The 22,860-nt window shown below is 61.6% G+C and carries 21 protein-coding genes; 10 read left to right on the top strand and 11 right to left on the bottom strand.

All coding sequences use genetic code 11. The features are described from left to right. Positions 1–3 precede the first annotated feature (3 nt). The gene (locus tag CAG47_RS26035) at positions 4–240 is read right to left on the bottom strand and encodes a DUF2789 domain-containing protein (protein ID WP_085728873.1); all 237 of its coding nucleotides are present in this window, start codon (positions 238–240) and stop codon (positions 4–6) included. Positions 241–477: 237 nt separating this feature from the next. After that, positions 478–726 (bottom strand): hypothetical protein, encoded by a 249-nt coding sequence (locus tag CAG47_RS29175; protein WP_085728861.1) that lies wholly within the window; start codon positions 724–726, stop codon positions 478–480. Between the two features lie 413 nt (positions 727–1,139). Between CAG47_RS29175 and CAG47_RS26025 the strand changes: the two genes are divergently transcribed. The 4 genes from CAG47_RS26025 (at position 1,140) to CAG47_RS26010 (ending at position 3,484) form a co-directional block, all read left to right on the top strand. Next, a complete protein-coding gene (locus CAG47_RS26025; RefSeq protein WP_085728859.1) occupies positions 1,140–1,610 on the top strand; it encodes a hypothetical protein in 471 nt (156 codons plus the stop codon). Beyond that, complete coding sequence (locus tag CAG47_RS26020; protein ID WP_085728857.1) at positions 1,610–1,813, top strand: hypothetical protein; 204 nt, start codon at positions 1,610–1,612, stop codon at positions 1,811–1,813. The genes CAG47_RS26025 and CAG47_RS26020 overlap by 1 nt, the downstream gene beginning before the upstream one ends. A gap of 118 nt (positions 1,814–1,931) precedes the next feature. Further along, complete coding sequence (locus CAG47_RS26015) at positions 1,932–2,945, top strand: ABC transporter substrate-binding protein (protein ID WP_085728854.1); 1,014 nt, start codon at positions 1,932–1,934, stop codon at positions 2,943–2,945. A gap of 101 nt (positions 2,946–3,046) precedes the next feature. Then, entirely contained in the window at positions 3,047–3,484 is a 438-nt protein-coding gene (locus CAG47_RS26010) for a DUF3995 domain-containing protein (RefSeq protein ID WP_085728852.1), read from the top strand. Positions 3,485–3,603: 119 nt separating this feature from the next. On the opposite strand, the gene CAG47_RS26005 is transcribed toward CAG47_RS26010, so the two are convergent. The 7 genes from CAG47_RS26005 to CAG47_RS25975 form a co-directional block, all read right to left on the bottom strand. Beyond that, positions 3,604–3,966 carry a Na+/H+ antiporter subunit G gene (locus CAG47_RS26005; protein WP_085728850.1) on the bottom strand — a complete coding sequence of 121 codons (363 nt, stop codon included), beginning with the start codon at positions 3,964–3,966 and terminating at the stop codon, positions 3,604–3,606. Continuing rightward, positions 3,963–4,241, bottom strand: coding sequence for a K+/H+ antiporter subunit F (locus tag CAG47_RS26000; protein WP_085728848.1), 279 nt, complete (start codon positions 4,239–4,241; stop codon positions 3,963–3,965). The genes CAG47_RS26005 and CAG47_RS26000 overlap by 4 nt, the downstream gene beginning before the upstream one ends. Beyond that, positions 4,238–4,726, bottom strand: a complete 489-nt coding sequence (locus CAG47_RS25995) for a Na+/H+ antiporter subunit E (protein WP_085728846.1) — start codon at positions 4,724–4,726, stop codon at positions 4,238–4,240. The genes CAG47_RS26000 and CAG47_RS25995 overlap by 4 nt, the downstream gene beginning before the upstream one ends. Beyond that, on the bottom strand, positions 4,723–6,408 hold the full coding sequence (locus CAG47_RS25990) for a monovalent cation/H+ antiporter subunit D (RefSeq protein WP_085728844.1): 1,686 nt from the start codon (positions 6,406–6,408) through the stop codon (positions 4,723–4,725). Before CAG47_RS25990 ends, CAG47_RS25995 begins: the two co-directional genes overlap by 4 nt. Then, the gene (locus CAG47_RS25985; protein ID WP_007986256.1) at positions 6,405–6,749 is read right to left on the bottom strand and encodes a Na+/H+ antiporter subunit C; all 345 of its coding nucleotides are present in this window, start codon (positions 6,747–6,749) and stop codon (positions 6,405–6,407) included. The genes CAG47_RS25990 and CAG47_RS25985 overlap by 4 nt, the downstream gene beginning before the upstream one ends. Beyond that, the gene (locus tag CAG47_RS25980; RefSeq protein WP_085728842.1) at positions 6,749–9,667 is read right to left on the bottom strand and encodes a monovalent cation/H+ antiporter subunit A; all 2,919 of its coding nucleotides are present in this window, start codon (positions 9,665–9,667) and stop codon (positions 6,749–6,751) included. Before CAG47_RS25980 ends, CAG47_RS25985 begins: the two co-directional genes overlap by 1 nt. 255 nt (positions 9,668–9,922) lie before the next feature. Next, complete coding sequence (locus tag CAG47_RS25975) at positions 9,923–10,858, bottom strand: DMT family transporter (protein ID WP_256577559.1); 936 nt, start codon at positions 10,856–10,858, stop codon at positions 9,923–9,925. A gap of 84 nt (positions 10,859–10,942) precedes the next feature. Here CAG47_RS25975 and CAG47_RS25970 point away from each other — a divergent pair, with 84 nt between their 5' ends. Both CAG47_RS25970 and CAG47_RS25965 read left to right on the top strand, forming a co-directional pair. Next, on the top strand, positions 10,943–11,506 hold the full coding sequence (locus CAG47_RS25970; RefSeq protein ID WP_085728838.1) for a helix-turn-helix domain-containing protein: 564 nt from the start codon (positions 10,943–10,945) through the stop codon (positions 11,504–11,506). A gap of 14 nt (positions 11,507–11,520) precedes the next feature. Beyond that, a complete protein-coding gene (locus CAG47_RS25965) occupies positions 11,521–12,927 on the top strand; it encodes an FAD/NAD(P)-binding protein (RefSeq protein ID WP_085728836.1) in 1,407 nt (468 codons plus the stop codon). Positions 12,928–13,167: 240 nt separating this feature from the next. On the opposite strand, the gene CAG47_RS25960 is transcribed toward CAG47_RS25965, so the two are convergent. Together CAG47_RS25960 and CAG47_RS25955 are read right to left on the bottom strand one after the other, a co-directional pair. Further along, positions 13,168–15,411, bottom strand: coding sequence for an Ig-like domain-containing protein (locus tag CAG47_RS25960; RefSeq protein WP_085728833.1), 2,244 nt, complete (start codon positions 15,409–15,411; stop codon positions 13,168–13,170). A gap of 35 nt (positions 15,412–15,446) precedes the next feature. After that, positions 15,447–16,793 (bottom strand): hypothetical protein, encoded by a 1,347-nt coding sequence (locus CAG47_RS25955; protein WP_085728831.1) that lies wholly within the window; start codon positions 16,791–16,793, stop codon positions 15,447–15,449. Positions 16,794–17,075: 282 nt separating this feature from the next. Here CAG47_RS25955 and CAG47_RS25950 point away from each other — a divergent pair, with 282 nt between their 5' ends. The 4 genes from CAG47_RS25950 (at position 17,076) to CAG47_RS25935 (ending at position 22,853) form a co-directional block, all read left to right on the top strand. After that, a complete protein-coding gene (locus CAG47_RS25950; RefSeq protein WP_085728829.1) occupies positions 17,076–18,521 on the top strand; it encodes a sensor histidine kinase in 1,446 nt (481 codons plus the stop codon). A 224-nt stretch (positions 18,522–18,745) separates the two neighbouring features. Further along, positions 18,746–19,852: an SCO family protein gene (locus tag CAG47_RS25945; RefSeq protein ID WP_256577557.1), complete on the top strand. Its 1,107-nt coding sequence runs from the start codon at positions 18,746–18,748 to the stop codon at positions 19,850–19,852. Positions 19,853–19,954: 102 nt separating this feature from the next. Continuing rightward, positions 19,955–21,448: a sensor histidine kinase gene (locus CAG47_RS25940; protein ID WP_085728825.1), complete on the top strand. Its 1,494-nt coding sequence runs from the start codon at positions 19,955–19,957 to the stop codon at positions 21,446–21,448. After that, positions 21,417–22,853, top strand: a complete 1,437-nt coding sequence (locus CAG47_RS25935) for a sigma-54 dependent transcriptional regulator (RefSeq protein WP_085728823.1) — start codon at positions 21,417–21,419, stop codon at positions 22,851–22,853. Before CAG47_RS25940 ends, CAG47_RS25935 begins: the two co-directional genes overlap by 32 nt. The last annotated feature ends 7 nt before the right edge of the window (positions 22,854–22,860 follow it).

The following is a 22,860-nucleotide window of genomic DNA, read 5'->3' as shown; positions in this document are numbered from 1 at the left end:
TTGTCAGTGTGTCTGGTGCATGCGCAGGTTCAGGTCGTCGACCACTCGCGCCCAGTCCGCGTCTTCGCGTAATTGTTCCTTGAGGAAGCCGGCTTGTTGCGCTGACCAGAACTCGGCATCGATGAGTTTCTTGTCATCAGGCAGGGAATGGCCGGCAATGAAGTCGTCGATCGCTTTCTGGCTGGAGTCCAGGCCGAGTTGGTCGAACAGGCCTTTCAAGTCATGTGTCGGGGATTCCATCTTCATCTCCTTGCAGTTCTCGGTCGGGTCGAGGGCGAAGCGCGGTGCCCTGGATTCGAGGGCGCCGCACGGGTGAAGTTCGAATGCGATGTTCAAGCGCAACGATGAGCATAGACCGGCAAACCGACAATCAGGCCTGGAATGCGCCCGCATCGACCGCCACCCTGAAGTTCCAGGCCGATTCCCGGGCTGTGATGACGGCGACATTGTCGATGGCAATGAATGTGGCGGGGCATTTCAAGTGTGTGATTCAAGAAATCGGGCAAGCGCACAGGCTTCGTTATGGGTGACTCGGAAACCTCTGACGCTGCCTGTGGAAATATCCTTGATATGAAAGAAAGCATTCCCCGCCATCACCACTTGAAATCGCGGGCGGTCCGCAGCGTCGTGCAATGGCTCCGGGTGGCGGAACCGTATCGCGGGGGGAAACACTGTAGTTTCTGTGTGGGGCTCCAGAGGATAGGCAAAGTGTGTCAACGTGCACATATGAAGTCCTTTTCATGGTTTTAACGACGTATGTACGTCGTTTTGGCTAGTCTCCGAGAGCATCGCTGCTCTAGAATCACCCTCACTGGCGGGTGAGTGATGTTTATCTAAAGCAATTTTTTGCGGACGATATGTAGGAAAAGTTTTTATCCTTATGAGATTTTTCCCCGAAGTTGATAGTCCATGATTTTCTGGCGCCAGGAAGTGTATTTTCCTTCAGCCTGTGACGAACGCCAGTCAGGACGACGCGAGTGACGTTCCAGTAGTCTTCTCACGCTTCGTGATGAATGAGTGCATTGCTCATTCAGGACTTCAATCCGGGTTCTTCGGCTACACCGTCGGCATTGCCGCTTTTTTGGCTGTGCGTCCATTTTTCGCGCACGGCACCATTTTTCAGATGTGGGGATGTTTCCTTGGCAGTAAGTAATCTCGATATGCATGCTTTGTTCGTGCTGGGTGATTTGCGCGCAAAGTTGGTCAAGCAGTTTCAGTCACGTTTTGTTTACATCACCGAACAGAGCGCCGAAGGCATTTACATTGCCGAAATCGACACCGAATCAGCCCTGGTGGTGGACGACAAACCCGGACTCAAACTCAAGGTAGGCGATCATTTCAGCGCGTCCGTGCTGCCCAGTCGCGAAGGCGGCAAACTGGACATCAAGTTCCGCGAAATCAAGCTGACGGTCTACGGCATTGGCGATTACGCCTTCGTGACCACGGCTGACGGCCAGGGGATCGTGTTCAAGGAAGGTCACAGCGTGGTGATGGTGTTTGCCGCCCATCAACAGTTGCAGGAAGGCCTGACCAAGACCCTGAAAGCCGTGACCGCCAAAGCGGCCAAGTGGCGCAAGGGCGAACTGGTGACCTTCAAGGCCAGCGAGTGATGACCCTGACCCGCGCCGACTTCCACGAACAGTACCTGGCCAGCGCTCAAGACGAAGCGCGGCGGCTGTTCGAGCAGAAAACGATTCTGCAGGGGGCCTGGCTGAATTGGGTGGCGTCACGGCTTTACCAACTGCAACCGGCGCCATACGCCGGCATGGTCAGGCGAGAGCTGATGCGTTTGCAGGAAGCTTCCGAAATCTGATCCACGCACCTCGAAAGCGGGAACCTCTACTACAGTCATTGGACTGAGTACTCAGAGACTTCACGGTCTGCTGCCAGGCCATCCTGCCATTGCTGTGAACAGCACGAGGTGCAAAAGCATGAACGGATTTCGACGGTTGCTGGCCGCTGTCCTGGCCACTTTCGGTTTGCTGGCGACTCCCGCCCCGGTGTTTGCCGCCCAGACGCCGATCCATTTCGCCGACCTGAACTGGGAGAGCGGCAGCCTGATCACCGATGTCCTGCGCATCATTGTCGAGAAGGGCTACGGGCTGCCGACCGATACCTTGCCGGGCACTACCATCACCCTGGAAACCGCGCTGGCCAACAATGACATCCAGGTCATTGGCGAAGAGTGGGCCGGTCGCAGCCCGGTCTGGGTCAAGGCGGAAGCCGAAGGCAAGGTCGTCAGCCTCGGCGATACGGTCAAGGGCGCTACGGAAGGCTGGTGGGTGCCGGAGTATGTGGTCAAGGGCGACCCGGCCAAGGGCATCAAGGCGCTGGCGCCGGACCTGCGCAGTGTCAGCGACCTGCCGCGTTACAAAGACGTATTCAAGGACCCGGAAGCCCCGAACAAGGGACGGTTCCTCAACAGCCCCATCGGTTGGACCTCCGAAGTGGTCAACAAGCAGAAGCTCAAGGCGTATGGGCTGGACGAAAGCTATGTGAACTTTCGCAGTGGCTCGGGCGCGGCACTGGATGCCGAAATCAGTTCGTCGATTCGCCGTGGCAAACCGGTGCTGTTTTACTACTGGTCGCCCACACCATTGCTCGGCCGCTTCAAGCTGATTCAACTCGAAGAGCCACCGTTCGACGCCGAAGCCTGGAAAACCTTGACCGACGCCGACAACCCCAACCCGCGGCCGACCCGTTCCCTGCCCTCGAAGCTGTCGATCGGTGTGTCAACTCCGTTTCAGAAACAATATCCGCAGATTGCCGAATTCTTCGCCAAGGTCGACTTTCCGATCGACCCCCTGAACAAAGCGCTGGCCGCGATGAGTGAGAAACACACGCCGCCGCGTCAGGCCGCGGAGGCCTTCATGAAGACTCACCCGGACGTCTGGCGGGCCTGGTTGCCCAAGGACGTGGCGGATAAAGTCTCCGCCGGAATGTGAGCGGCCGCGGGTATGAACTTTTGATCTTGCACGTGCTCGCGCACTTCAGGAAAAGCCGACTAGCCTGTTCAGTTCCTATCCCTTTCCAGGATCTCTGAATCATGACCTTGCTGTTGGCTCAGTGGCTGGTGACGATCTTCGCGGTGATCAGTCTGGTACATGTGTATTGGGCGTTGGGTGGTGAGTGGGCGGCGGTGGCGGCGGTCCCGCAAGTACCACAGGAGGGCAGCGCACAACTGAGGCCGGCGTTCAAGCCGCGAGGCTGGATCACGCTGGTGGTGGCAGGGGGCCTGCTGTCGATTGCCGTGCTGGTGTGCTTGCGCGTGGGTTGGTGCCTGCCAGCCTTGCATCACCGGTCGTTGCAGTGGGTGATCAGCGCGATCGCGATTTTGCTGTTCGCCCGGGCCATTGGCGATTCGGAGCTGGTGGGTTTTTTCAAGGAGGTCAAAGGCTCGAAGTTCGCCCGGCTCGACACCTGGGTTTATTCACCGTTGTGCGTGGTGCTGGGAACCGGGTTGTTGGCGGTGGCCTGGGTTTGAGACAGGCTGGTCCAGGTGTATTGCCAGGTCCATCGCCTTCGCGGGCAAGCCCGCTCCCACAGGGATTGCGGTGAACCTTGCTCGCGATGAGGCCGGTCCAGTCAACACAACTCTTTGGTCTAGCTCCCGCTCTCGGTCCGCCGGCTGCTCACCTCGGCCGGCACATCATCCCCGGCCATGCGTTTGCGGAACAACGCGGCCCGGGCCAGCAGCAAGGTGGTCACCGGCACGGTAATCGCCAGCAGGATCGGAATCAGCCAGGCGTGCAGTACCGGCGCGGACTTGAGCGTCGAAAAGTAGATGATCGAAGCCAATGCTACGCACCAGGCCCCGAGTGTCGAGGCCAGGGCCGGCGGGTGCATGCGCTGGAAGTAGTCCTTCATGCGCAGCAGGCCAGTGGCGCCGATCAAGGCGAACAGGCTGCCCAGCAGCAACAGGACCGCCACCGGGATTTCCACCCACAACGACATTGGCGTATTCATTCGATCACCTCGCCACGCAGCAGGAATTTCGCCAGGGCGAACGAGCCGACGAAACCGAACAGTGCAATCAATAGCGCCGCCTCGAAATACGTATCACTGGCATAACGGATTCCCAGCGTCAGCATCATCAGCATCGCGACGATGTACAGGTAGTCCAGCGCCAGGACCCGGTCCTGGGCCGACGGCCCCTTGAACAGGCGGAGCAGGGTCAGGATCATCGCCAGGGAAAAGAAGAACAGGCTCAGCAGGATCGCGTTCGACAGCAGCGGGCTCATTCGAAGATCTCCATCAACGGACGTTCGTAGGTCGCCTTGAAGTGCTGGATGAACAGCGCCTCATCGTCCAGGTCGAAGACGTGCAACAACAGAATGCTGCGGTCCAGCGCCAGCTCCGACCAGACCGTACCGGGCACCACCGTGGTGATCATAGACAGCGCGGCCAGGCCGTTGGCGTCTCGCAAGTCCAGTGGCACCTTGATGAAGCGCGAGCGGGGCGGGCGGCGACCGGCATTGAGTACGTTCCAGGCCACGGCGAGGTTGGACGCCAGCACATCACGTCCGACCATCAGGATCAGGCGCAGGATCACTCCCGGACGACGGATGCGCACCGGCAGCGGGCGCAGCCTGCGCATCATCAGCGGTGCACAAAGCCCCAGCGCTGCGCCGAGCAGCAGGTTGCCGGGGCTTGTCGACAGGTTCAGCAACAGCCATAGCAGCCACAGGGCCAGCGACAGCAAGGGCGCAGGAAACAGGCGCTTCATGGCTGCACCTCCCGCGGGGCCGTGTCGGCCGATGGGTTGGGTACGACGCGCGTGTCGAGCACTGCCATCACGTATTGCTGCGGGTTGTACAAGGCATCGGCGGCGGCCTGGGTGTAGCGCAGCAGCGGATCGGCCTTGAAGGTCAGCGCAATGCTCAAACCCAACAGCGCGAAGATCGGCACGCATTCGAAGCGCCGCAGCAGGGGCGAGGTACGTTCGGCAGGCGTCCAGAAGCGCTGGATACCCAGGCGCGAAAACGCGATCAGCGATGCCAGCCCGGACAGGATCAACAACACCAACAGGCCCCACGCGGCATTGGAAATAGGCTCGGCGCCGCTGCTGCCAAGGCCGAGCGGATTGAGCAGGGCGCCGATCAACCCGAGTTTGCCGATAAACCCCGAGAGCGGCGGCATGCCTATGATCAGCAATGCGCAGGCGATAAAGCTCAGGCCCAGAAACGCCATGGTCCAGGGAATCACCTGGCCGACCACGGCTTTTTGCTCGTCGTCGAGGTTGGTGCCTTTGGGCGGATGCAGGGATTCCAGCGGCCGGGGCAGCAGTTCGGCTTCATCCTCGAGCGGGATTTCGTTGGCCGAACGGGAACGCTCGATCAGTTCGGCCAGCAGGAACAGTGCGCTGAGCGCCAGGGTCGAGCTGAACAGATAGAACAGCGATGCTCCGACCAGTTTCGGTTGGGCGAACCCGATGGTCGACAACAGAATGCCCGCCGACACCAGAATGCTCAGGCTGGCCATGCGCTCCAGGCGTTGCGCGGCAAGGATCGCAATGGCGGCGCAGACGATCGTCGCCAGGCCGCCGTAAATCAGCCAGTCGCCGCCAAAGAACGCCGATGCCCCGGCCTGTGCGGAGAACAGCAGCGTCCACAGGCGCAGCAAGGTATAGACGCCGACCTTGGTCATGATCGCGAACATCGCCGCCACCGGCGCACTGGCCGAGGAGTAGGCCGGCACCAGCCAGAAATTCAGCGGCCACATGCCAGCCTTGGCCAGGAACGCGACGGCCAGAATCCCCGCGCCGGCGTGCAGCAAGCCGCGATCGGCGTCGGACACCAGCGGGATTTTCACCGCCAGGTCGGCCATGTTCAGGGTGCCGGTGACGCCATAGATCAGCGCCGCGCCAATCAGGAACAACGACGAGGCCAGCAGGTTGATCGAAATGTAATGCAGCCCCGACGACACCCGCGCCCGGCCCGAGCCGTGGAGCATCAAGCCGTAGGACGCCGCCAGCAACACTTCGAAGAACACGAACAGGTTGAACAGGTCTGCGGTGAGGAACGCACCGTAAAGGCCCATCAGCTGGATCTGGAACAGCGCGTGAAAGCTCGAACCGGCGCTGTCCCAGCGTGCCATGGCAAACAGCAGGGCACTGACGCCGATGATGCCGGTCAGCACCAGCATCAGCGCCGACAGGCGATCGACCACCAGCACCAGGCCGAACGGCACTTGCCAGTTGCTCGGCAGGTACACGCCGATGGAACCGGGCACGCCGGTGGTTTGTGTCCATTGCAGCAGCGCCACGGCAATGCCCAGACCGAGCAGGCTTGAGAACAGATTGATCTTCGCCTTGAGCGGTCGGTGCTTCTCGCCGAGCATCAGCATGATCGCGGCGGTCAGCAGCGGCAGCAGAATGGGGGCGGCGATCAGGTGAGTCATCGCCATCATTCCTTAGGCTCCCGGCCGTCCACATGGTCGGTGCCGGTCAAACCCCGGGAAGCCAGCAGCACCACCAGAAACAGCGCGGTCATGGCAAAGCTGATGACGATCGCGGTCAGCACCAGGGCTTGTGGCAATGGGTCGGTGTAGTGCAACAGATCCTGGGGCACGCCGTCCTTGATGATCGGCTCCTTGCCGATGAACAGGCTGCCCATGCTGAAAATGAACAGATTGACGCCGTAGGACAGCAGGCACAGGCCCATGACCACCTGGAACGTCCGAGGGCGCAGGATCAGCCAGACACCGGACGCGGCCAGTACGCCGATGGCGATTGCGATGACTTCTTCCATCAGACGGCTCCTTTGGCAGCAACGGATTTGGGCTGGGCAGCGGTTTTGTGACCCCGAACCGACTGGTGGGCGAGGGCGGTGAGGATCAACAGGGTCGAGCCGACGACCACGCCATACACACCGATGTCGAAGAACAGCGCGCTGGCCAGGTGAATGTCACCCAGCAGTGGCAACGAGAAATGCCAGGTGTGGGTGGTCAGGAACGGATAACCGATCACCATCGCACCCAGGCCGGTGGCCGTGGCGAACAACAGCCCGGTGCCCATCCAGCGCAGCGGCCGCAGGCTCATTTGCGCCTCGACCCACTGCGTGCCGGCGACCATGTATTGCAGGATGAACGCCACCGACATCACCAGCCCGGCGACAAAGCCGCCACCCGGTAGATTGTGCCCGCGCATGAACAGGTAGAACGACACTACCAGTGCCACCGGCAACAGCAGGCGCACCAGCACCGCCGGCACCATCATGAAGCCGAGCGCGGTGTCGCTGGCGTGACGCGGGTTGACCAGGTCGGTGACCACGTCCGGTGCGAGCAAGCGCTGCTGGGCTGGCAGTTGCAGGCTTTCTTTCGGCGGACGGAAACGCCGCAGCAGGGCGTACACGGTCAGCGCCACGGCCACCAGCACGGTGATTTCACCGAGTGTGTCGAAACCACGGAAGTCCACCAGCATCACGTTGACCACGTTGCTGCCGCCGCCTTCGGGCAAGGCGCGGCTCAGGTAGAAGGAGGAAATGTCGTTAGGGGTCTGGCGCGTCAGCATGGCGTAGGCCAGCAACGCCATGCCAACGCCGACCGAGGTCGACAGCAGCAAGTCGCGGATACGGCGCACCCGCGCCCGGCGCAGGCTGCCCGGCAATGGCGAGACTTCTTCGATCCGTCGTGGCAGCCAACGCAGGCCCAGCAGGATCAGCACCGTGGTCACCACTTCGACCGCCAGTTGTGTCAGGGCCAGGTCCGGCGCGGAAAACCAGACGAAGGTGACGCAGGTCATCAAGCCGCAGACGCTGACCATGGTCAGGGCCGCGAGACGGTGATACTTGGCCTGATAGGCTGCGCCAAGGGCGCAGGCGATGGCCAGCAACCACAAGGTGACGAAGACGATCGACCCCGGGATCTTCGGCCGGTCGCCCCAGTGCAGGCTGCTGTGCAGCATCGGGATCAACCCGGCCAGCACGGCGGCGAGCACCACCAGGAACAGCTGCATTTGCAGGCGCCGGGTGCCGATCCGCGGCTCCAGGCGGCGGGCCAGGCGCATGCTGGCAACCAGTGCGTATTCGAACAGGCGCTTGCCGTCCAGGCGACCAACGACGGGCGGGCGGTTGAACCGTCCGTACTTGAATTGATTGCGCAGCAACAGATAGAGCACGGTACCGCAGGACAAGGCGATCAGGCTCATGATCATCGGTGCGTTCAGGCCGTGCCAGATGGCCAGGCTGTACTCGGGCAGCGTGCCGCCGACTACCGGTTGCGCCGCCGCCGCGAGCAGCGGGCCGACCACCTGGGCCGGGAAGATCCCTACCAGCAGGCAAGTGAACACCAGCATTTCGACCGGCGCGCGCATCCAGCGCGGAGGCTCGTGGGGCGTGTGAGGCAAATCGGTCGCGGGTGGACCGAAGAACACATCCACAGTGAAACGCAGGGAGTAAGCCACGCTGAAGGTACCGGCAATCGTTGCCACGATCGGCAGGCTCAACTCGACCCAGCGCGTGGCATTGATGAACACGGTTTCGGCGAAGAACATTTCCTTGGACAGGAAACCGTTGAGCAACGGCACGCCGGCCATCGAGGCGCTGGCGACCATGGCCAGGGTGGCGGTGAACGGCATGAGCTTGTACAGGCCACTGAGCTTGCGGATATCGCGGGTGCCGCTTTCGTGGTCGATGATCCCGGCGGCCATGAACAGCGAAGCCTTGAAGGTGGCGTGGTTGAGGATGTGGAACACCGCGGCGACGGCGGCCAGCGGGCTGTTCAGGCCGAGCAACAGCGTGATCAGGCCCAGGTGGCTGATGGTGGAATAGGCCAGCAGGCCCTTGAGGTCGTTCTGGAACATCGCGCAGTACGCCCCGAGCAACAGGGTGCAGGCACCGGCGCCACTGACGATGTAGAACCATTCTTCGCTGCCGGAAAGCGACGGCCATAGCCGCGCGAGCAGAAACACCCCGGCCTTGACCATGGTCGCCGAGTGCAGGTACGCCGACACGGGCGTCGGCGCGGCCATGGCGTGGGGTAGCCAGAAGTGGAAGGGGAATTGCGCACTTTTGCTCAAGGCGCCGATCAGGATCAGGGGCAACAGGATGGGGTAGAGGGCATGGGCGCGAATCAGCTCGCCGGCGGCCAGGACCTTGTCCAGGTCATAGCTGCCGACCACATGGCCGAGCAGCATGACCCCCGCCAGCAGGCACAGACCGCCCGCACCGGTCACCATCAGCGCCATGTAGGCGCCGCGCCGGGCATCGGCGCGATGGTGCCAGTAGCCAATCAACAGGAACGAGAAGAGGCTGGTCAGCTCCCAGAAGAACACGACCTGGATCAGGTTGCCGGAGATCACCAGCCCGAGCATGGCGCCCATGAAGGCCAGGAAAAACGCGAAGAAGCGCGGCACGGGATCGTTCGGCGACATGTAGTAGCGGGCGTACAGCGAAACCAGGGTGCCGATGCCCAGCACCAGCAAGGAGAACAGCCAGGCGAAACCGTCCATGCGCAGGACGAAGTTCAGGCCCAGGCTGGGCAGCCAGGTGAACTCTTCGCGAATGACGCCGCCATGGGCGATCTGCGGGTACAGGAACGCAACCTGAAGAGTGCCGATAAGGGCGATCAGACCAGCCAGCAGGGATTCGGCGTTACGTGCATTGTGCGGCAACACGGCCGCCAAACAGCTGCCTATGAAAGGCAGAAGCAGTAGAACTATCAGGGACATAGGCTTCTAATCTGCGGAAGTTTGTGAAGCATCATACGTGCCAGCTCCCGGATCACCAAACGCCAAGCTGTCGCAGAATCCTACACGGTAGACGGAAAAGCCCTGCTTCACATGTGCCAGAGAGCGGTTGGGAGCCAGTTCCGGCCCCTTCGCGAGCAGGCTCGCTCCCACAGGGGATTTGTGAACGACACAAATCCCCTGTGGGAGCGAGCCTGCTCGCGAAGGCGGCCTATCCGGCCATACAAAACCTGAGGTTTATCGCTGAATTTCCTCTTCCAGCGCTTCCTCGGTCGCAGTCGCCTTACTCTTGGTCTTCAACTCGCTGACAATCACCGCCGCCACAATCATGCCGGCGCCGACCAGGGCAATGGCGGGCAGGCGCTCCCCGGCAATGCGCCCGACAATCCCGGCCCATACCGGCTCACCGGCATAGATCAGCGTGGCGCGGGTCGGTGAAACGCTTTTCTGTGCCCAGTTCATCGCCACCTGGATCGCCGCACTCGCCGCCCCGAGGCCCAACGCACTGCACAGCAGCAACCATGAGAAGTCCGGGATCGCCTCGTTGGTCGGCACCACCATCAGGAACGACAGCACCGAAGTGACTGCCAGTTGCACCGCCGTCACCCGGCGCACATCGACCTGGCCGGCATAGGTGCTGATCAGGATGATCTCGGCCGCAATGGCCACCGCGCTGATCAAGGTGGCGATTTCACCGGGGCTGAAATTGAACGACGCACCGGACGGCCCGGACAACAGCATCAACCCGGTAAAGGCCAGCATGATGCCGATGCTGGGCATCAACCCCGGTCGACGCCCCAGCACCAGCCATTGCAGCAACGGCACGAAAGGGACGTACAGCGCGGTAATGAATGCCGATTGACTACTGGGGATGCTTTGCAGGCCGACCGTCTGCAAGCCGTAGCCGAGCATGATCGCCACGCCGATAAACGACCCGGCCTTGAGTTCGAACAGGGTCAGGTCGCGCAGGTGACGCCAGGAAAACAGGGCGACGATGCTCGCGGCGGCGGCAAAGCGCAGGCCGACGAAAAACATCGGTCCGCTGACGGTCATCGCATGCTGTACCAGCAGGAAGGTGCCGCCCCAGACCATTGTGATCAGCACCAGCACGCATTCGGCCGTGCTGAACCTTGTAAAACGGGAGGAAGCCTTTGGAGAGTTCACCGACGTCATGACCTTGCACGCTACTGGAGAGGGACGCACAATGCGCCGAATGTTGCGCAGTATACTGCCCAACCCCACTCAGTGAGCAATATAGTGCACAAAGATTCCAGCCAACGGGCTTCGGTCCTCCAGCACGTCAGTCAGAACGTCCGTCGCTTGCGTCATGCCGCCGACCTGAGCCAGACGGCTCTGGCCGAAAAGTCCGGTGTCAGCCGCCGAATGCTGGTGGCGATCGAGGCGGGGGAAAAGAATGTCAGCCTGACCACCCTCGACCGGGTCGCCGAAGCCCTCGACGTCGCCTTCAGTGATTTGATCCAGGCGCCCGACGCCCGCGACCCCAGCCGTATCAATGAACTGGCCTGGACCGGCACGATCCCCGGCAGCAAGGCGGTATTGCTCTCCAAGGCCCAGGCCGTTCGCGAGGTCGAGCAGTGGGAGTGGTGCCTGCAACCGGGCGAGGTGTATCCGTCGGAGCCGGACGCCGATGGCTGGAGCGAGCAGATTTATGTCTTCGAAGGTTGCCTGACCGTTATGCTCGGCGACCAGCCACAGATTATCGCGACGGGTGAATTCTTCATGTTCGCCAGCAACCAGCCGCACTGTTATCGCAACGATGGGGCGGTGGCGGCGCGGTTTGTGCGTAATGTGGTGATCTGAACAGGGAGAGTACGATGGGCCAGACCTTGACCAATGACGCCGACATCCTGATTGTCGGCGGCGGCCTCAGTGGTGCGATGCTGGCGGCGCAGCTGATGCGTTTGCCGGGCCAGCGCCAGGTACTGGTGATCGAGCCCCGGGCCGAGTTGGGCCGGGGTGAAGCCTACAGTGCGGTGGAACTGGGTCATACGCTCAACGGCAACGCGGCGCGGATGAGTGTCGACCCGGACAACGCCGACGACCTGACCCAATGGCTGACCGAATTTATCGCGGCGGGCGGCTGGCCGGAGTCGCATCAGCAGCACGTGCCGATCAGCGAACTGTTTCCGCCACGGGGCGTTTTCGGCCTGTACGCCCGGCAACGCCTGGCAGAAGCGCAGGCGGTGGGTGCATTGAATGGCTCGACAGTCGAGCATGTGCAGGCCGAGGTGGTCGATTTGCAAGCCGATGCCGACGCCGTGCAACTGACCTTGAGCGATGGCCGATGCTTGCAGGGTGCTTTTGCGGTACTGGCCACCGGAATGTTTCCCGCCGCGCGCACGCCGCAAACCGAATCCAGCGGCTTGAACGCCGCTGCCCTCGATCCGTGGGACGTGGCGGCCATGCAGCGGCTCGATCGGCAAGCGACGGTCATGATCATCGGCTCGGGCCTGACCATGGTCGACGCCGTGGTCTCCCTGGAGCAGGCCGGGCATCGCGGGCCGATCGAAGTGTTTTCCCGCCATGGCCTGCTGCCCCATGTACGCCGCCAGCCACCCGCCTGGGTGGATTTTCTCGCGCAGGACCAGAGCATCCGCACCCCTCGCCAGTTGATGCGCGAACTGCGTCGACACTGCCAGGACGCCATCGCCCAGAGCATCGATTGGCAGGCGCCACTGGACACGGTGCGGGTCCATATCGGCCGCTTGTGGCATCAGGCGACAGATAGACAGCGGCGGCAGTTCGTGCGGCATGTACGGCCGTGGTGGGAAAGCCATCACCACCGTTCGCCGCCCTTGAGTGCCGAACTGGTGGAGCGCCTATATAAAGAAGGGCGGCTGCGTATTCACGCGGCTTCGTTCAAGGGGCTTGAGCCTTCGACGGGCGATGGCGTCAGTATCCGTCTTCGACGGCGCGGCGAGGCGCAGACCTGTGTGGTCAGCGGTGCCGCCCTGATCAACTCCAGCGGTATCGAATACGACTGGCGCCGCGTCGCGCGACCGTTGCCCCGGCAACTGCTCGCCCGTGGCCTGGTGCAGCCGGGGCCGCTGGCCCTGGGCATTGCGGCAGAGGTCGATGGCGCGGTGTTGAGCGCCGAGGGACAGCCCGCCCGCCGTCTGTTTGCCATGGGCCCGCCGTTGCGCGGCATGTGGTGGGAAAGTACCGCCGTCACCGACGTGGCGAGCCAGGCCAAGGCGCTGGCCGAGCGGCTGGTGCGTTAGCCACGCGATCTCCGCTTCATGAAATGGTGTAGCGCGTTTGCTCTGCTTTTCTGTAGGAGCGAGCATGCTCGCGATGGACGTCAACGATAACGCGGGGTGCCTGAATGCCCGCGTTGTCCTGGCGTTCTTCGCGAGCTTGCCGCAAGCGGGCACCCGCTCCTACAGGAATTTTTGGTAAGCGCAGGTTTTGTGAGCGACAAACCGGCCCCATCAGCCCGCGTGGCTGATGGGGCGCGGGGCTCAGTTGACGATCACCGGCACCGTCCGCACAGAGCCTTGGGACGAGTTGATCGTGGCGGTCGGGTTCGCCGACGGAACGACTGTGGTGGTGTTGTTTACTGTAAACCGCCAGCGACCGTTCGCCGGTACGGTGGTGGTGCCCAGGGTGACCAGCCCGGTTGGGGTGGTGACCTTGATGGTGATGGTGTTGCCGGTGGTCACCGATGAGGTGCCGGCAAAGTTCCAGGTGAAGCGATTATTGTTGCGGGCGGTCACCGTTGCGGCGGTGACTGCGAAGTTTTCCGCAACAGGCCGTGGCGAGACCTGCACCGTGACTGTCGCCGGTGTTGTCGACACGGCGCCGAAACGGTCCCGGGCGAAGTAGGTGAAGGTCGTGGTGAAGGCCGTGGTGAAACTGGCCGGTGGGGTGTAGGTGAGAACCGTGCCGTTAATGCTGACGCTGCCGCGACCTGGTTGAGTGAAACTGTTGATCGCCAGCGGCAGGTTGCCTTCCGGATCGGTGTCGTTGGCCAGCACGCTGATGGGAATCGCCACACCCAGTGTCGCAACGGCATCGGCGACTGCCACCGGAGGCCGGTTGGGCGCCACGGTAACGGTCACGGTTGCCGCCGTCGTCGAGGCCAGGCCTTTGAGGTCCTGGGCCTTGTAGGTGAAGGTCGTGGTCAGCGTGGTATTGACCACGGCGGGAGGGGTGTAGACCACCGCCGTAGTGCCGCTCATTTCCACGGTGCCCCCGCCGCCGGTTGGTTGGGTCAGCGCGGTAATGGCCAGCGGCGTATTGCCGTCCGGGTCCCTGTCGTTGGCCAGCAGGTTGAGGGTGAGCGGGACGCCGAAGCTGGTGTTGCCGGTATCGGCGACGGCGATCGGTGCCTGGTTGGCACCCGTGTCCGGTGCAGTGCCGACGACTACGACCGGCTCGGTGTCACTGCCACCGGCGGCGGATTTCACCGTTACGGTTGCCGGTGGTTGGGGCAGGTCAGCCACGGTCAGGCGTTGCAGGGTGCCGGATTTCGACAGTCGTCCGTAGCCCTGGGCGACCATGTCCGGTACTACCACTTCGTCTGTTGAGGTGGCTTCGATCAGCAGGCTGTGGTTGCTCCAGCTGTATTGAGCGGTCTGGATTTTCACCACGTCCGAGAGCTTGCTCGACACTGCGGTCGGGCGGGTAGTGCCGGCCGGGTTGGTGGCGGTGACCACCACGACCGGAGGCACGGTTCCATCGGTCAGCAGATGCTGGGCGAAGAACACGCCGTTGTTATCGCTGACCATGTTGGTCTGGCAAGGCGTCGGTGGCGGGCCGGGCACCAGGGCGATGCTTTCGCGAAAGCACAGGGTCGAACCGTTGGCGGCTTTGGCGAACACTTCGACCCGGGTGTTGGTGCCACTCGTTCCTGCGGTGCGCCGGTAAGTGGCGCGACTCATGTCCACCGCGGTTTGCGCGCGGCTGTCGAGCACCTTGCCAGCCACGGTGAAGAGGTTGGTCTGGAGGGTCCCGGCCGGGCCCTGGATGCGCACGAAGTTGGTGTTGTTGGGGCTGCCGGTCACGGCCTCGGTGAGGTTCGGGTCGCCGACGAAGGTTTCGACGGCGCCGGTGTCCGGATTCACCGCGGTGTAGGGGCCGTTGACGCTGCGCAGGAACGGCCCGATCGCACCGTTGAGCGCACCGCTGAAAACCCCCGGTGCACCGATGCCGATGTCCCTGGTGATATTGATTGCACGACGGCCGGGGGTGGTGACGTTGACCGTTTCCACGCCATAGGGGTGGGTAATGGTGTAGGTCCCGGCAACGGGAATATTTATCCGCATGCGAATCCGCGCGAAGCTGATCTGGTCGCCGTCGACCGGGTTGCCGCCGGCAAATGCGGCTTCGATCCCGGCGACATAGGCGTCCATGCCATAGCCGGCGGCATTGTTGGGGATGTTGGTCTCGGCAAGGAACCAGAAGGCTTCGTCCGGCCAGTTGTCCGGGAATACCATCGGCAGGGTGTCATCGAAGATGCCGGGTGTCGGCAGCAGGGTGCACATGTAGGCCGGTGGCACGCTGGCCGGTACCCGTGTGCTGACGGCGCGGGACTGGCACAGCTCCATCGACAGCAGGTTGTTGTCCTGATACCAGATCGGGAATTTCCCGGTGGCAAAGGTGTAGGGGCCGGGATCGACGGCGGCGAGTTGCGCGAAAGCGCTGCCGGACAGCGACAGGGTCAGTCCCAGGGCGTTGACCGCCAGGCGTGGCCATTTGTTCATGATGCCTCCTGATGAGGATCTGGGCATGTGAGCGTTCATTGCACGATGACCACTTCTTCGGTGTCGCTGCCGCCATTGGATGACGTCACGCGAACCTGGGCTGGTGGAACCGGCGTGATGCCGGTGGCCAGGCTTTTCACGGCGCCGTCGCCACTCAGTGCGCCGATGGCAAGACCGGTGCCGGTGGTAGCGGTGAGCACCGGTGGCGAGGTTTCATCGCTGGTCGAGGCCGTGATGCTGATTTGCCCGGTGCTCAGGCTGTATTCGGCCCGTGAGATCGTCACCAGGTCGGTCAGCGGCATGGGCAGGACGGTCGGTGTGCTGCTGGGGATGGCCAGGTGGTTGTCGGCGGTCACCTGCAGTGTGGTTGGCAGCGTCGGATTGGTCGGCGACTGCGCATACCAGTGGCCGGTGGTGTCCGCCTCGGAGAGGTTCAGCACCGGATTGTTGCTGGTCAGGGTCACGCTGGCCGGTGGCGGTGGGGCCATTACGAACACATCCTGTTGGGCCACCGGTGCGCTGGTGCCGGCATGTCGCGAATAGGTGCTGCGCTCGGCGATCACCGGCGTCGGCCGGACCACTGATGACAACTTGCCGGAAACGGCGAAGAGGGTGGTGCGCAAGTCCAGGCCATTGGGGCCTTCGATGCGCACGTAATTGGTGTTGAACGGGCTGCCGGTGACGGCTTCGTTGAGGTTCGGATCGCCGACGAAGGTTTCGACGGCTCCGGTGTCCGGATTCACCGCGGTGTAGGGGCCGTTGAGGCTGCGCAGGAACGGCCCGACGTCGCCCTTGAGCGCGCCGTCGTAGGTTTTTGGCGCACCGATGCCGATGTCCCGGGTCATGTTGATCGCCCGCCGACCGGGTGTGTCGACGTTGAATACTTCGACGCCATAGGGGTGGGTGATGACATAGGTGCCGGCGACGGGTACGTCGATGCGAATACGGATGCGGGCGAAGCTGATCTGGTCGCCCTCCAGCGGATCACCGCCACTGAAGGCCGCTTCGAGCGCCGAGACATAGGTCAGGTCGATGCCTCGGGCGGCATCGACAATGGTCGTTTCGCCAGTGGCCCAGAACGCTTCGTCGGGGAAATTGGTCGGGAAGACCAACGGTTTGGTGTCATCGAAAATGCCGGGATTGGGGATCAACGAGCACATGTATGTCGGGGCGCCAGGTGCGCCGGCAACCCTGGTACTGACAGCCTTTGACAAACACAAGTCAAGGGTCCGGCCGTGGGCATCCTGGTACCAGGCGGCAAAATTGCCATTGGCTGGCAGGTAGGGACCGGGGTCTACGGCAAACAGCGCAGCCTGGGCGATGCCTTGGGCTAGAGCGGTCACGACCAGTGCGGTTGCGGTTTTGCACAGTACAGGGTGCATGAGTATTCCCTCTATCGAAGTACCTGCCCTTAAGGGGTGGGTCAGATGGCTGGGAGGATGGCAACTTCCATACCAGTTAGCGAAAACGCCCGTGAGAGCCCCGGATCAAAGGCGTTGGCGTCGACACGGATGGCAGGCCGGAAAGCTATGAAACGGGCAGGCTTCCCCAACATTGGGGGTGACGGCGCGCGGGTACGGGTGGGGAATTGCAGCCCCCAGGTTCGGGCAAAATGCTATGCGTGGGCTATAAACCAATAGGGGGTGGAACCGGGAACCAGGCCCATGACGACTATTGCCAAAGTACTTGCGACCGAAAGCGAGGTTCGCTTGAAAACGCGCAAGCAGCCGTTCGATCTGCTGCGCTGGTTTTCGCTGGTCAGCATGGCGGTGATCGGTACGGTGGCGGTGGCGCTGGGGGCGGTGTCCACGCGGTTCGTGATTACCGAAAGCGTGCAGCGCGATGCTCTGTTGACTTCACAGTTCGTTCAGGCGATCGCCTCGGCTGAAGTGCGCCACGTGTCGATTCCCAATGTCCGGAGCATGGGCGAGTTGCTCGACCCACGAAAAGACAAGGACTTTTCTGACGTCGACTCGCTGACCCGCGCCAGTGCCCGTGATGAATTCCTCGACCATATCGAAAATCTGCCGGACGTGATCCTGGCCAATATCTATGCCCCCGATCGTATGGTGATCTGGTCGACCAACCCGGCCTTGATGGGCGCCACGATTCATGACGATGAAGACCTCGAGCGGGCATTCAATGCCAAGACCTCCGTGTCGAGCAGTTACCACGATGTGGACAAAGCCCGCAAAGAGCAGAAGTTCGTGGTGCAACCCAAATACCTCTTTATCGAAAACTACATTCCCCTGTTCGATGCCGATGGCAGCACCGTCATTGCGATGGTCGAGATCTACAAGGAACCGCAGGACCTGATCAGCCGCATGGAGCGCGGCCTGGTGTTGATCTGGCTGGCGACAGCCTTGAGTGGCGGTCTGATTTACCTGGGGCTGTACTGGATCGTGCGGCGTGCGGCGATCCAGCTGGCGACACAGCAGAAGCAATTGATCACCAACGAAACGTTCGTCGCGCTGGGGGAGATGTCCTCATCGGTCGCCCACAGCCTGCGCAATCCGTTGGCGACCATCCGTTCAAGCGCCGAGCTGGCGATAGAGTTCGACGACGGACCGGCACACGAGAACATCAACGACATCATCGGTCAGGTCGATCGCATGTCGAATTGGGTACGGGAGTTGCTCCAGTCCCTGCGACCGCTCAATGACGAGGCGGAACCGGTGAACCTGGTGGCTGCCCTGCATGAGAGCCTGCTGGCTTATGAGCATCAGATCAGCAAGGCCAGGGTCAACGTGGTGTTCACGCCGGACCAGACGCCCATGGTCCTGAGCCAGCACGTGCAACTGACCCAGATCCTCAACAGCCTGCTGTCCAACGCGGTAGAAGCCATGGACAGCGGCGATACGTTGACCATCCGGATCGAGCCGCGCGATGCCCAGCGTGTCAGTGTGACAGTGAGCGATACCGGTAAAGGCATGAGCGAAGACCAACGCGCCATGGCCTTCCGGCCGTTCTTCACCACCAAGCAGGGCGGGTTGGGGGTCGGGCTGGTGCTGGTCAAGCGGATCATGGAGCGTTTTGGCGGCGTAGTGACCCTCGATAGTCGTGAAGGCGAGGGCACCACTGTCCGTCTGTCATTCAAGTTGGTCCCCTGAAAACGGGGATGAACTGTCCCCGTTAGCGGGTACCACTCCCCAGCCATTCCCACGCCCGCGATACATTGATGTTGATAAGTCGTTGTTTTAACGAGCGTTAATGCTTTTGTGCAAAGCAGTCAGGAAACTGGCGAGGTCCTTGCATCGACACCATCACCCCCTTCACGACACCGAGGCGGTTGGTGATGGAAAGTAAAGCGCGGCACAACTTCACGCGTTCAAGCATGAAGCTGCATTCACCACGCTCGCGAGCTTGGGGCATGCACCTGGTGCTGATGTTGGTGACCGGTTTGCTGGCCAGCCAACTGCTGGTCGCCAGCCAGCCTTTGCCGACGCCCGTGCCTGCCGAGCAAGCCACCTCCGAAACCGCTGTCGCTGAAGCCGCCACTCCATGGGGAGGCGACTATTTCCCCAACACCCTGCTGACCGACCAGGACGGTCATCAGATGCGTTTTTTCGATGACATGATCAAAGGCAAGGTGGTGGTGATCAACTTCATCTTCACCTCGTGCAGCGACTCCTGCCCACTGGAAACCGCGCGCCTGCGCCAGGTGCAGAAACTGCTGGGAGATCGGGTCGGCAAGGACATTTTCTTCTACTCCATCAGCATCGACCCCTTGAGTGATACCCCCGAGGTGCTCAAGGCCTATGCGCAACGCTTCCAGGTCGGGCCCGGGTGGAAGTTCCTCACCGGGGAGTTCGCCGACGTCACCGAGCTGCGGCAGAAACTGGGGCTGTTCATCGAAGGTATCGATAATGGCCGCAACAAGGACCATAACCTGAGCCTGATCGTTGGCAACCAGGCAACGGGTCGCTGGATGAAGTCCTCCCCGTTCGAGAATCCCTGGATTCTGGCCGATCAGCTGGCCAATACCTTGCATAACTGGAAGCAGCCCAGTGTGGAAGAAAGCTACGTCAACGCACCGGAAATCCGTCCGCCAAGCACTGGTGAAGAACTGTTCCGCACCCGCTGCGCGTCTTGCCACAGCCTCGGCCCGCAGGACGGGCAGGGCATCGGCCTGCGCAGCATCGGCCCGGACCTGATCGGCGTTACCCGTCAGCGCGATCCGCAGTGGCTCAACCGCTGGATTCGCGAACCGGATCGTATGCTCGCGGAAAAGGACCCGATTGCGATGGAGCTGTTCGAACGCTACAACAGGATCTCGATGCCCAACCTTCGGCTCGACAGTAAATCCGCCCAGTCCATCATCGAATTCCTGCAAGAAGAAACCGACCGCCAACACCCACCGGTGGAGCCGTTGGTCAGCGGTAACGAAGAGCCCGAACATCGTCACGCAGTCGAACAGCCGGACATGCTCCCGGCGCAATAGCGTCGAAATAGTTACGTTGGCCAGTCAATCGCTATCAATGTTACCTACACTGATTTGATACACGGCTGGAAAGGCTCGATTTAAAAGAATAAGGACACAGCCATGCAGATACTGGAACAACAAAAAGTACCTGCGCTGCAGGCTCCGGCAGCACCGCGCAAGGGCTGGCGGCCGCACTTCAATTTGTTGCGCTGGTTCTCTCTGGCAAGTTTTTTCATCATTGCCGTGGTGGCGCTGGGGCTGGGTTACATCTCCACGCGCTTTGTGGTCGATGAAAGCATCGAGCGCGATTCGATGCTGACCGCACAGTTCATTCAAGCCATCGGCGATGCCGAAATGCGCCATGCCGGGATTCCCCCGAGCAGAACCATGGGCGAAATGCTCGACCCGCGTCTGGACCATGCCGACACCGATGTCAGCCCCGATTCCCGGGCCGCGGCGCGCGCCGAGTTTCTTGACCATGTGGAGCATTTGCCGGACATCCTGCTGGCGACGGTGTACGCCCAGGACCGCACCGTGGTCTGGTCGACCAACCCCGAGTTGATCGGTGCGCGCATCGAAGACGATACCGAGCTGGACGAATCCTTCGAAATGAAGTCGCCGGTGTCCACCAGCTACCACGAGATCGATGAGCAGCGTCCCGAGCAGCGTCTGGCACACGAACCGGAATACCTGTTCGTCGAGAACTACATTCCGATGTTCAGCGCCGACAAAAGCAAAGTGATTGCCATGGTGGAGATCTACAAGGAACCGGTGGACCTGGTGGAGCGCATCCAGCGTGGCTTCAAGGCAATCTGGCTCGCGACCCTGATTGGTGGTGCGGCGATCTACCTGGGGCTGTTCTGGATTGTGCAGCGTGCGGCGAAACTGTTGCAGAGCCAGCAAAAACAGCTGATCGCCAACGAAACCTTTGTCGCCCTGGGCGAAATGTCCTCGGCGGTGGCCCACAGCCTGCGCAATCCGCTGGCGAACATCCGTTCCAGCGCCGAACTGGCCCAGGACATCGCCAGCCAGCCCGCGCAGAAAAACATAGGCGATATCATCAATCAGGTCGATCGCATGTCACGTTGGGTCCGTGAGTTGCTGGTGTCGTTGCGGCCGATGAATGACGACTTTGAAACGGTCGACCTGGTGCTGGCCCTCGAAGACACCTTGAGTGCCTTTGAGTCCCTGATCAGGCGTTCGAACGTCGAAGTACGCTTCCCTTCTGTCAGCGTGCCACCGGTCGTCAGCCATCAGGTGCTACTCACGCAGATACTCAATAGCCTGTTTGCAAATGCATTGGAAGCCATGCCCAACGGTGGCGTGCTGACGATCGAGGTCGATACCTCGGTGCCCGGCTATTTGAGCATGATCCTGACCGATACCGGCAAGGGCATGTCCAAACAACAGCAGCAAATGGTCTTCAAGCCGTTTTTCACCACCAAGCAAGGTGGATTGGGTGTAGGCCTGGCCCTGGTCAAAAGAATAATGGAGCGTTTTGACGGCTCGGTCGAACTGACCAGTCGGGAACAGGAAGGAACCCGTATTTGTCTCAATTTCAAAGTGGCAACGGGAGGGGTATATGGAGCACAGCATTCTGCTGGTCGAGGATGACGAAATCCTTGCCGAGAATATTCAGACTTTCCTGGAGCGCAAGGGTTTCGAGGTGACCGTCTGCCTCTCGGCGGAAGACGCCCTGGAGCAATTGAGTTCTTTCGCGCCCGACGTGGTTCTGACCGACAACTCATTGCCGGGCATGAGTGGTCACGACCTGATCCAGAAGCTGCGCGTCCGCGCACCGGATCTGAAAGTGATCATGATGACTGGCTACGGCAATGTCGAAGACGCCGTGGTGGCGATGAAAGAGGGCGCCTTTCACTACGTCACCAAACCGGTGGCCCTGCCCGAACTCAAGCTGCTGCTGGACAAGGCCCTGGCCACCGACCGCATGGAGCGCACACTGTCGTTTTATCAGGAGCGCGAGGCCCAGAAGTCGGGGGTGCAGGCACTGATTGGCGAGTCGGCACCGATGGTGTACCTCAAGGGCACCATCAGCCAGTTGCTCGACGCTGAACGGCGGATGGCCAACAGCGATCTGCCGCCGGTCCTCGTGGAAGGAGAGACCGGCACCGGCAAGGAACTGGTGGCCCGGGCCCTGCATTTCGATGGCCCGCGCAGCAAAGGCCCGTTCATTGAATTCAACTGTGCTTCGATCCCGTCCAACCTGGTGGAATCGGAACTGTTCGGCCACGAGAAGGGCGCCTTCACCGACGCCAAGGACCGTCGCATGGGGCTGGTGGAAGCGGCCGATGGCGGCACGCTGTTCCTCGATGAAATCGGTGAAATGGATCTGCTGTTGCAAGCCAAGCTGCTCAAACTGCTGGAAGACCGCACCATTCGCCGGGTCGGATCGGTGAAAGAGCGCAAGGTGGATCTGCGAGTGATCAGCGCGACCAATTGCAATCTCGAACAAATGGTCCAGCAAGGAAAATTCCGCCGCGACCTGTTTTTCCGCCTGCGCATCATTTCGATCAAGGTGCCGCGCCTGTATGCCCGTGGCGCCGATATCCTGCTGCTGGCCCGGCACTTCCTCGGGCTGCATGGCAAGCGCTATGGCAAGCCGAACCTGTATTTCAGCAGCCAGGCCGAAGAGTTGCTGCTCAGCTACAGCTGGCCGGGCAACGTACGCGAACTGCGCAACATGCTGGAGCAAACCGTGTTGCTGGCGCAAGGCGACACCATCGCCGCGCACCAGTTGAACGTCTGCCTGAGCCTGGTGGATGAGCCACCGATGTTTCATCACGAGCCGCAACATTTCAGCGAATCGCGTGTGTCCTACAACAACGGCAACGAATCCATGAACCTGCCGGAAGTGGAGCGCGACATGGTGCGCAAGATGCTCGACAAGACTGACTGGAACGTCACCAAATCGGCGCGCCTGCTGGGTCTTAGCCGCGACATGTTGCGCTACCGGATCGAAAAGCTTGGTCTCGCCCGTCCGGACAAACGCCAGTGGTAGGGGGCGT

The sequence above is a fragment of the Pseudomonas sp. R37(2017) genome, assembly GCF_002113375.1.
Lineage (GTDB): Bacteria > Pseudomonadota > Gammaproteobacteria > Pseudomonadales > Pseudomonadaceae > Aquipseudomonas.
Note: the sequence above shows the minus strand (reverse complement) of the source record. Positions and strands in the feature narration are given on the sequence as shown.

Coding starts and splice junctions, on each gene's coding strand:
- CAG47_RS26035 (WP_085728873.1), bottom strand. CDS start 240: ATGGAATCCCCGACACATGACTTGAAAGGCCTGTTCGACCAACTCGGC.
- CAG47_RS29175 (WP_085728861.1), bottom strand. CDS start 726: ATGTGCACGTTGACACACTTTGCCTATCCTCTGGAGCCCCACACAGAA.
- CAG47_RS26020 (WP_085728857.1), top strand. CDS start 1,610: ATGACCCTGACCCGCGCCGACTTCCACGAACAGTACCTGGCCAGCGCT.
- CAG47_RS26015 (WP_085728854.1), top strand. CDS start 1,932: ATGAACGGATTTCGACGGTTGCTGGCCGCTGTCCTGGCCACTTTCGGT.
- CAG47_RS26010 (WP_085728852.1), top strand. CDS start 3,047: ATGACCTTGCTGTTGGCTCAGTGGCTGGTGACGATCTTCGCGGTGATC.
- CAG47_RS26005 (WP_085728850.1), bottom strand. CDS start 3,966: ATGAATACGCCAATGTCGTTGTGGGTGGAAATCCCGGTGGCGGTCCTG.
- CAG47_RS26000 (WP_085728848.1), bottom strand. CDS start 4,241: ATGAGCCCGCTGCTGTCGAACGCGATCCTGCTGAGCCTGTTCTTCTTT.
- CAG47_RS25995 (WP_085728846.1), bottom strand. CDS start 4,726: ATGAAGCGCCTGTTTCCTGCGCCCTTGCTGTCGCTGGCCCTGTGGCTG.
- CAG47_RS25990 (WP_085728844.1), bottom strand. CDS start 6,408: ATGATGGCGATGACTCACCTGATCGCCGCCCCCATTCTGCTGCCGCTG.
- CAG47_RS25985 (WP_007986256.1), bottom strand. CDS start 6,749: ATGGAAGAAGTCATCGCAATCGCCATCGGCGTACTGGCCGCGTCCGGT.
- CAG47_RS25980 (WP_085728842.1), bottom strand. CDS start 9,667: ATGTCCCTGATAGTTCTACTGCTTCTGCCTTTCATAGGCAGCTGTTTG.
- CAG47_RS25975 (WP_256577559.1), bottom strand. CDS start 10,858: ATGACGTCGGTGAACTCTCCAAAGGCTTCCTCCCGTTTTACAAGGTTC.
- CAG47_RS25965 (WP_085728836.1), top strand. CDS start 11,521: ATGGGCCAGACCTTGACCAATGACGCCGACATCCTGATTGTCGGCGGC.
- CAG47_RS25960 (WP_085728833.1), bottom strand. CDS start 15,411: ATGAACAAATGGCCACGCCTGGCGGTCAACGCCCTGGGACTGACCCTG.
- CAG47_RS25955 (WP_085728831.1), bottom strand. CDS start 16,793: ATGCACCCTGTACTGTGCAAAACCGCAACCGCACTGGTCGTGACCGCT.
- CAG47_RS25950 (WP_085728829.1), top strand. CDS start 17,076: ATGACGACTATTGCCAAAGTACTTGCGACCGAAAGCGAGGTTCGCTTG.
- CAG47_RS25945 (WP_256577557.1), top strand. CDS start 18,746: ATGAAGCTGCATTCACCACGCTCGCGAGCTTGGGGCATGCACCTGGTG.
- CAG47_RS25940 (WP_085728825.1), top strand. CDS start 19,955: ATGCAGATACTGGAACAACAAAAAGTACCTGCGCTGCAGGCTCCGGCA.
- CAG47_RS25935 (WP_085728823.1), top strand. CDS start 21,417: ATGGAGCACAGCATTCTGCTGGTCGAGGATGACGAAATCCTTGCCGAG.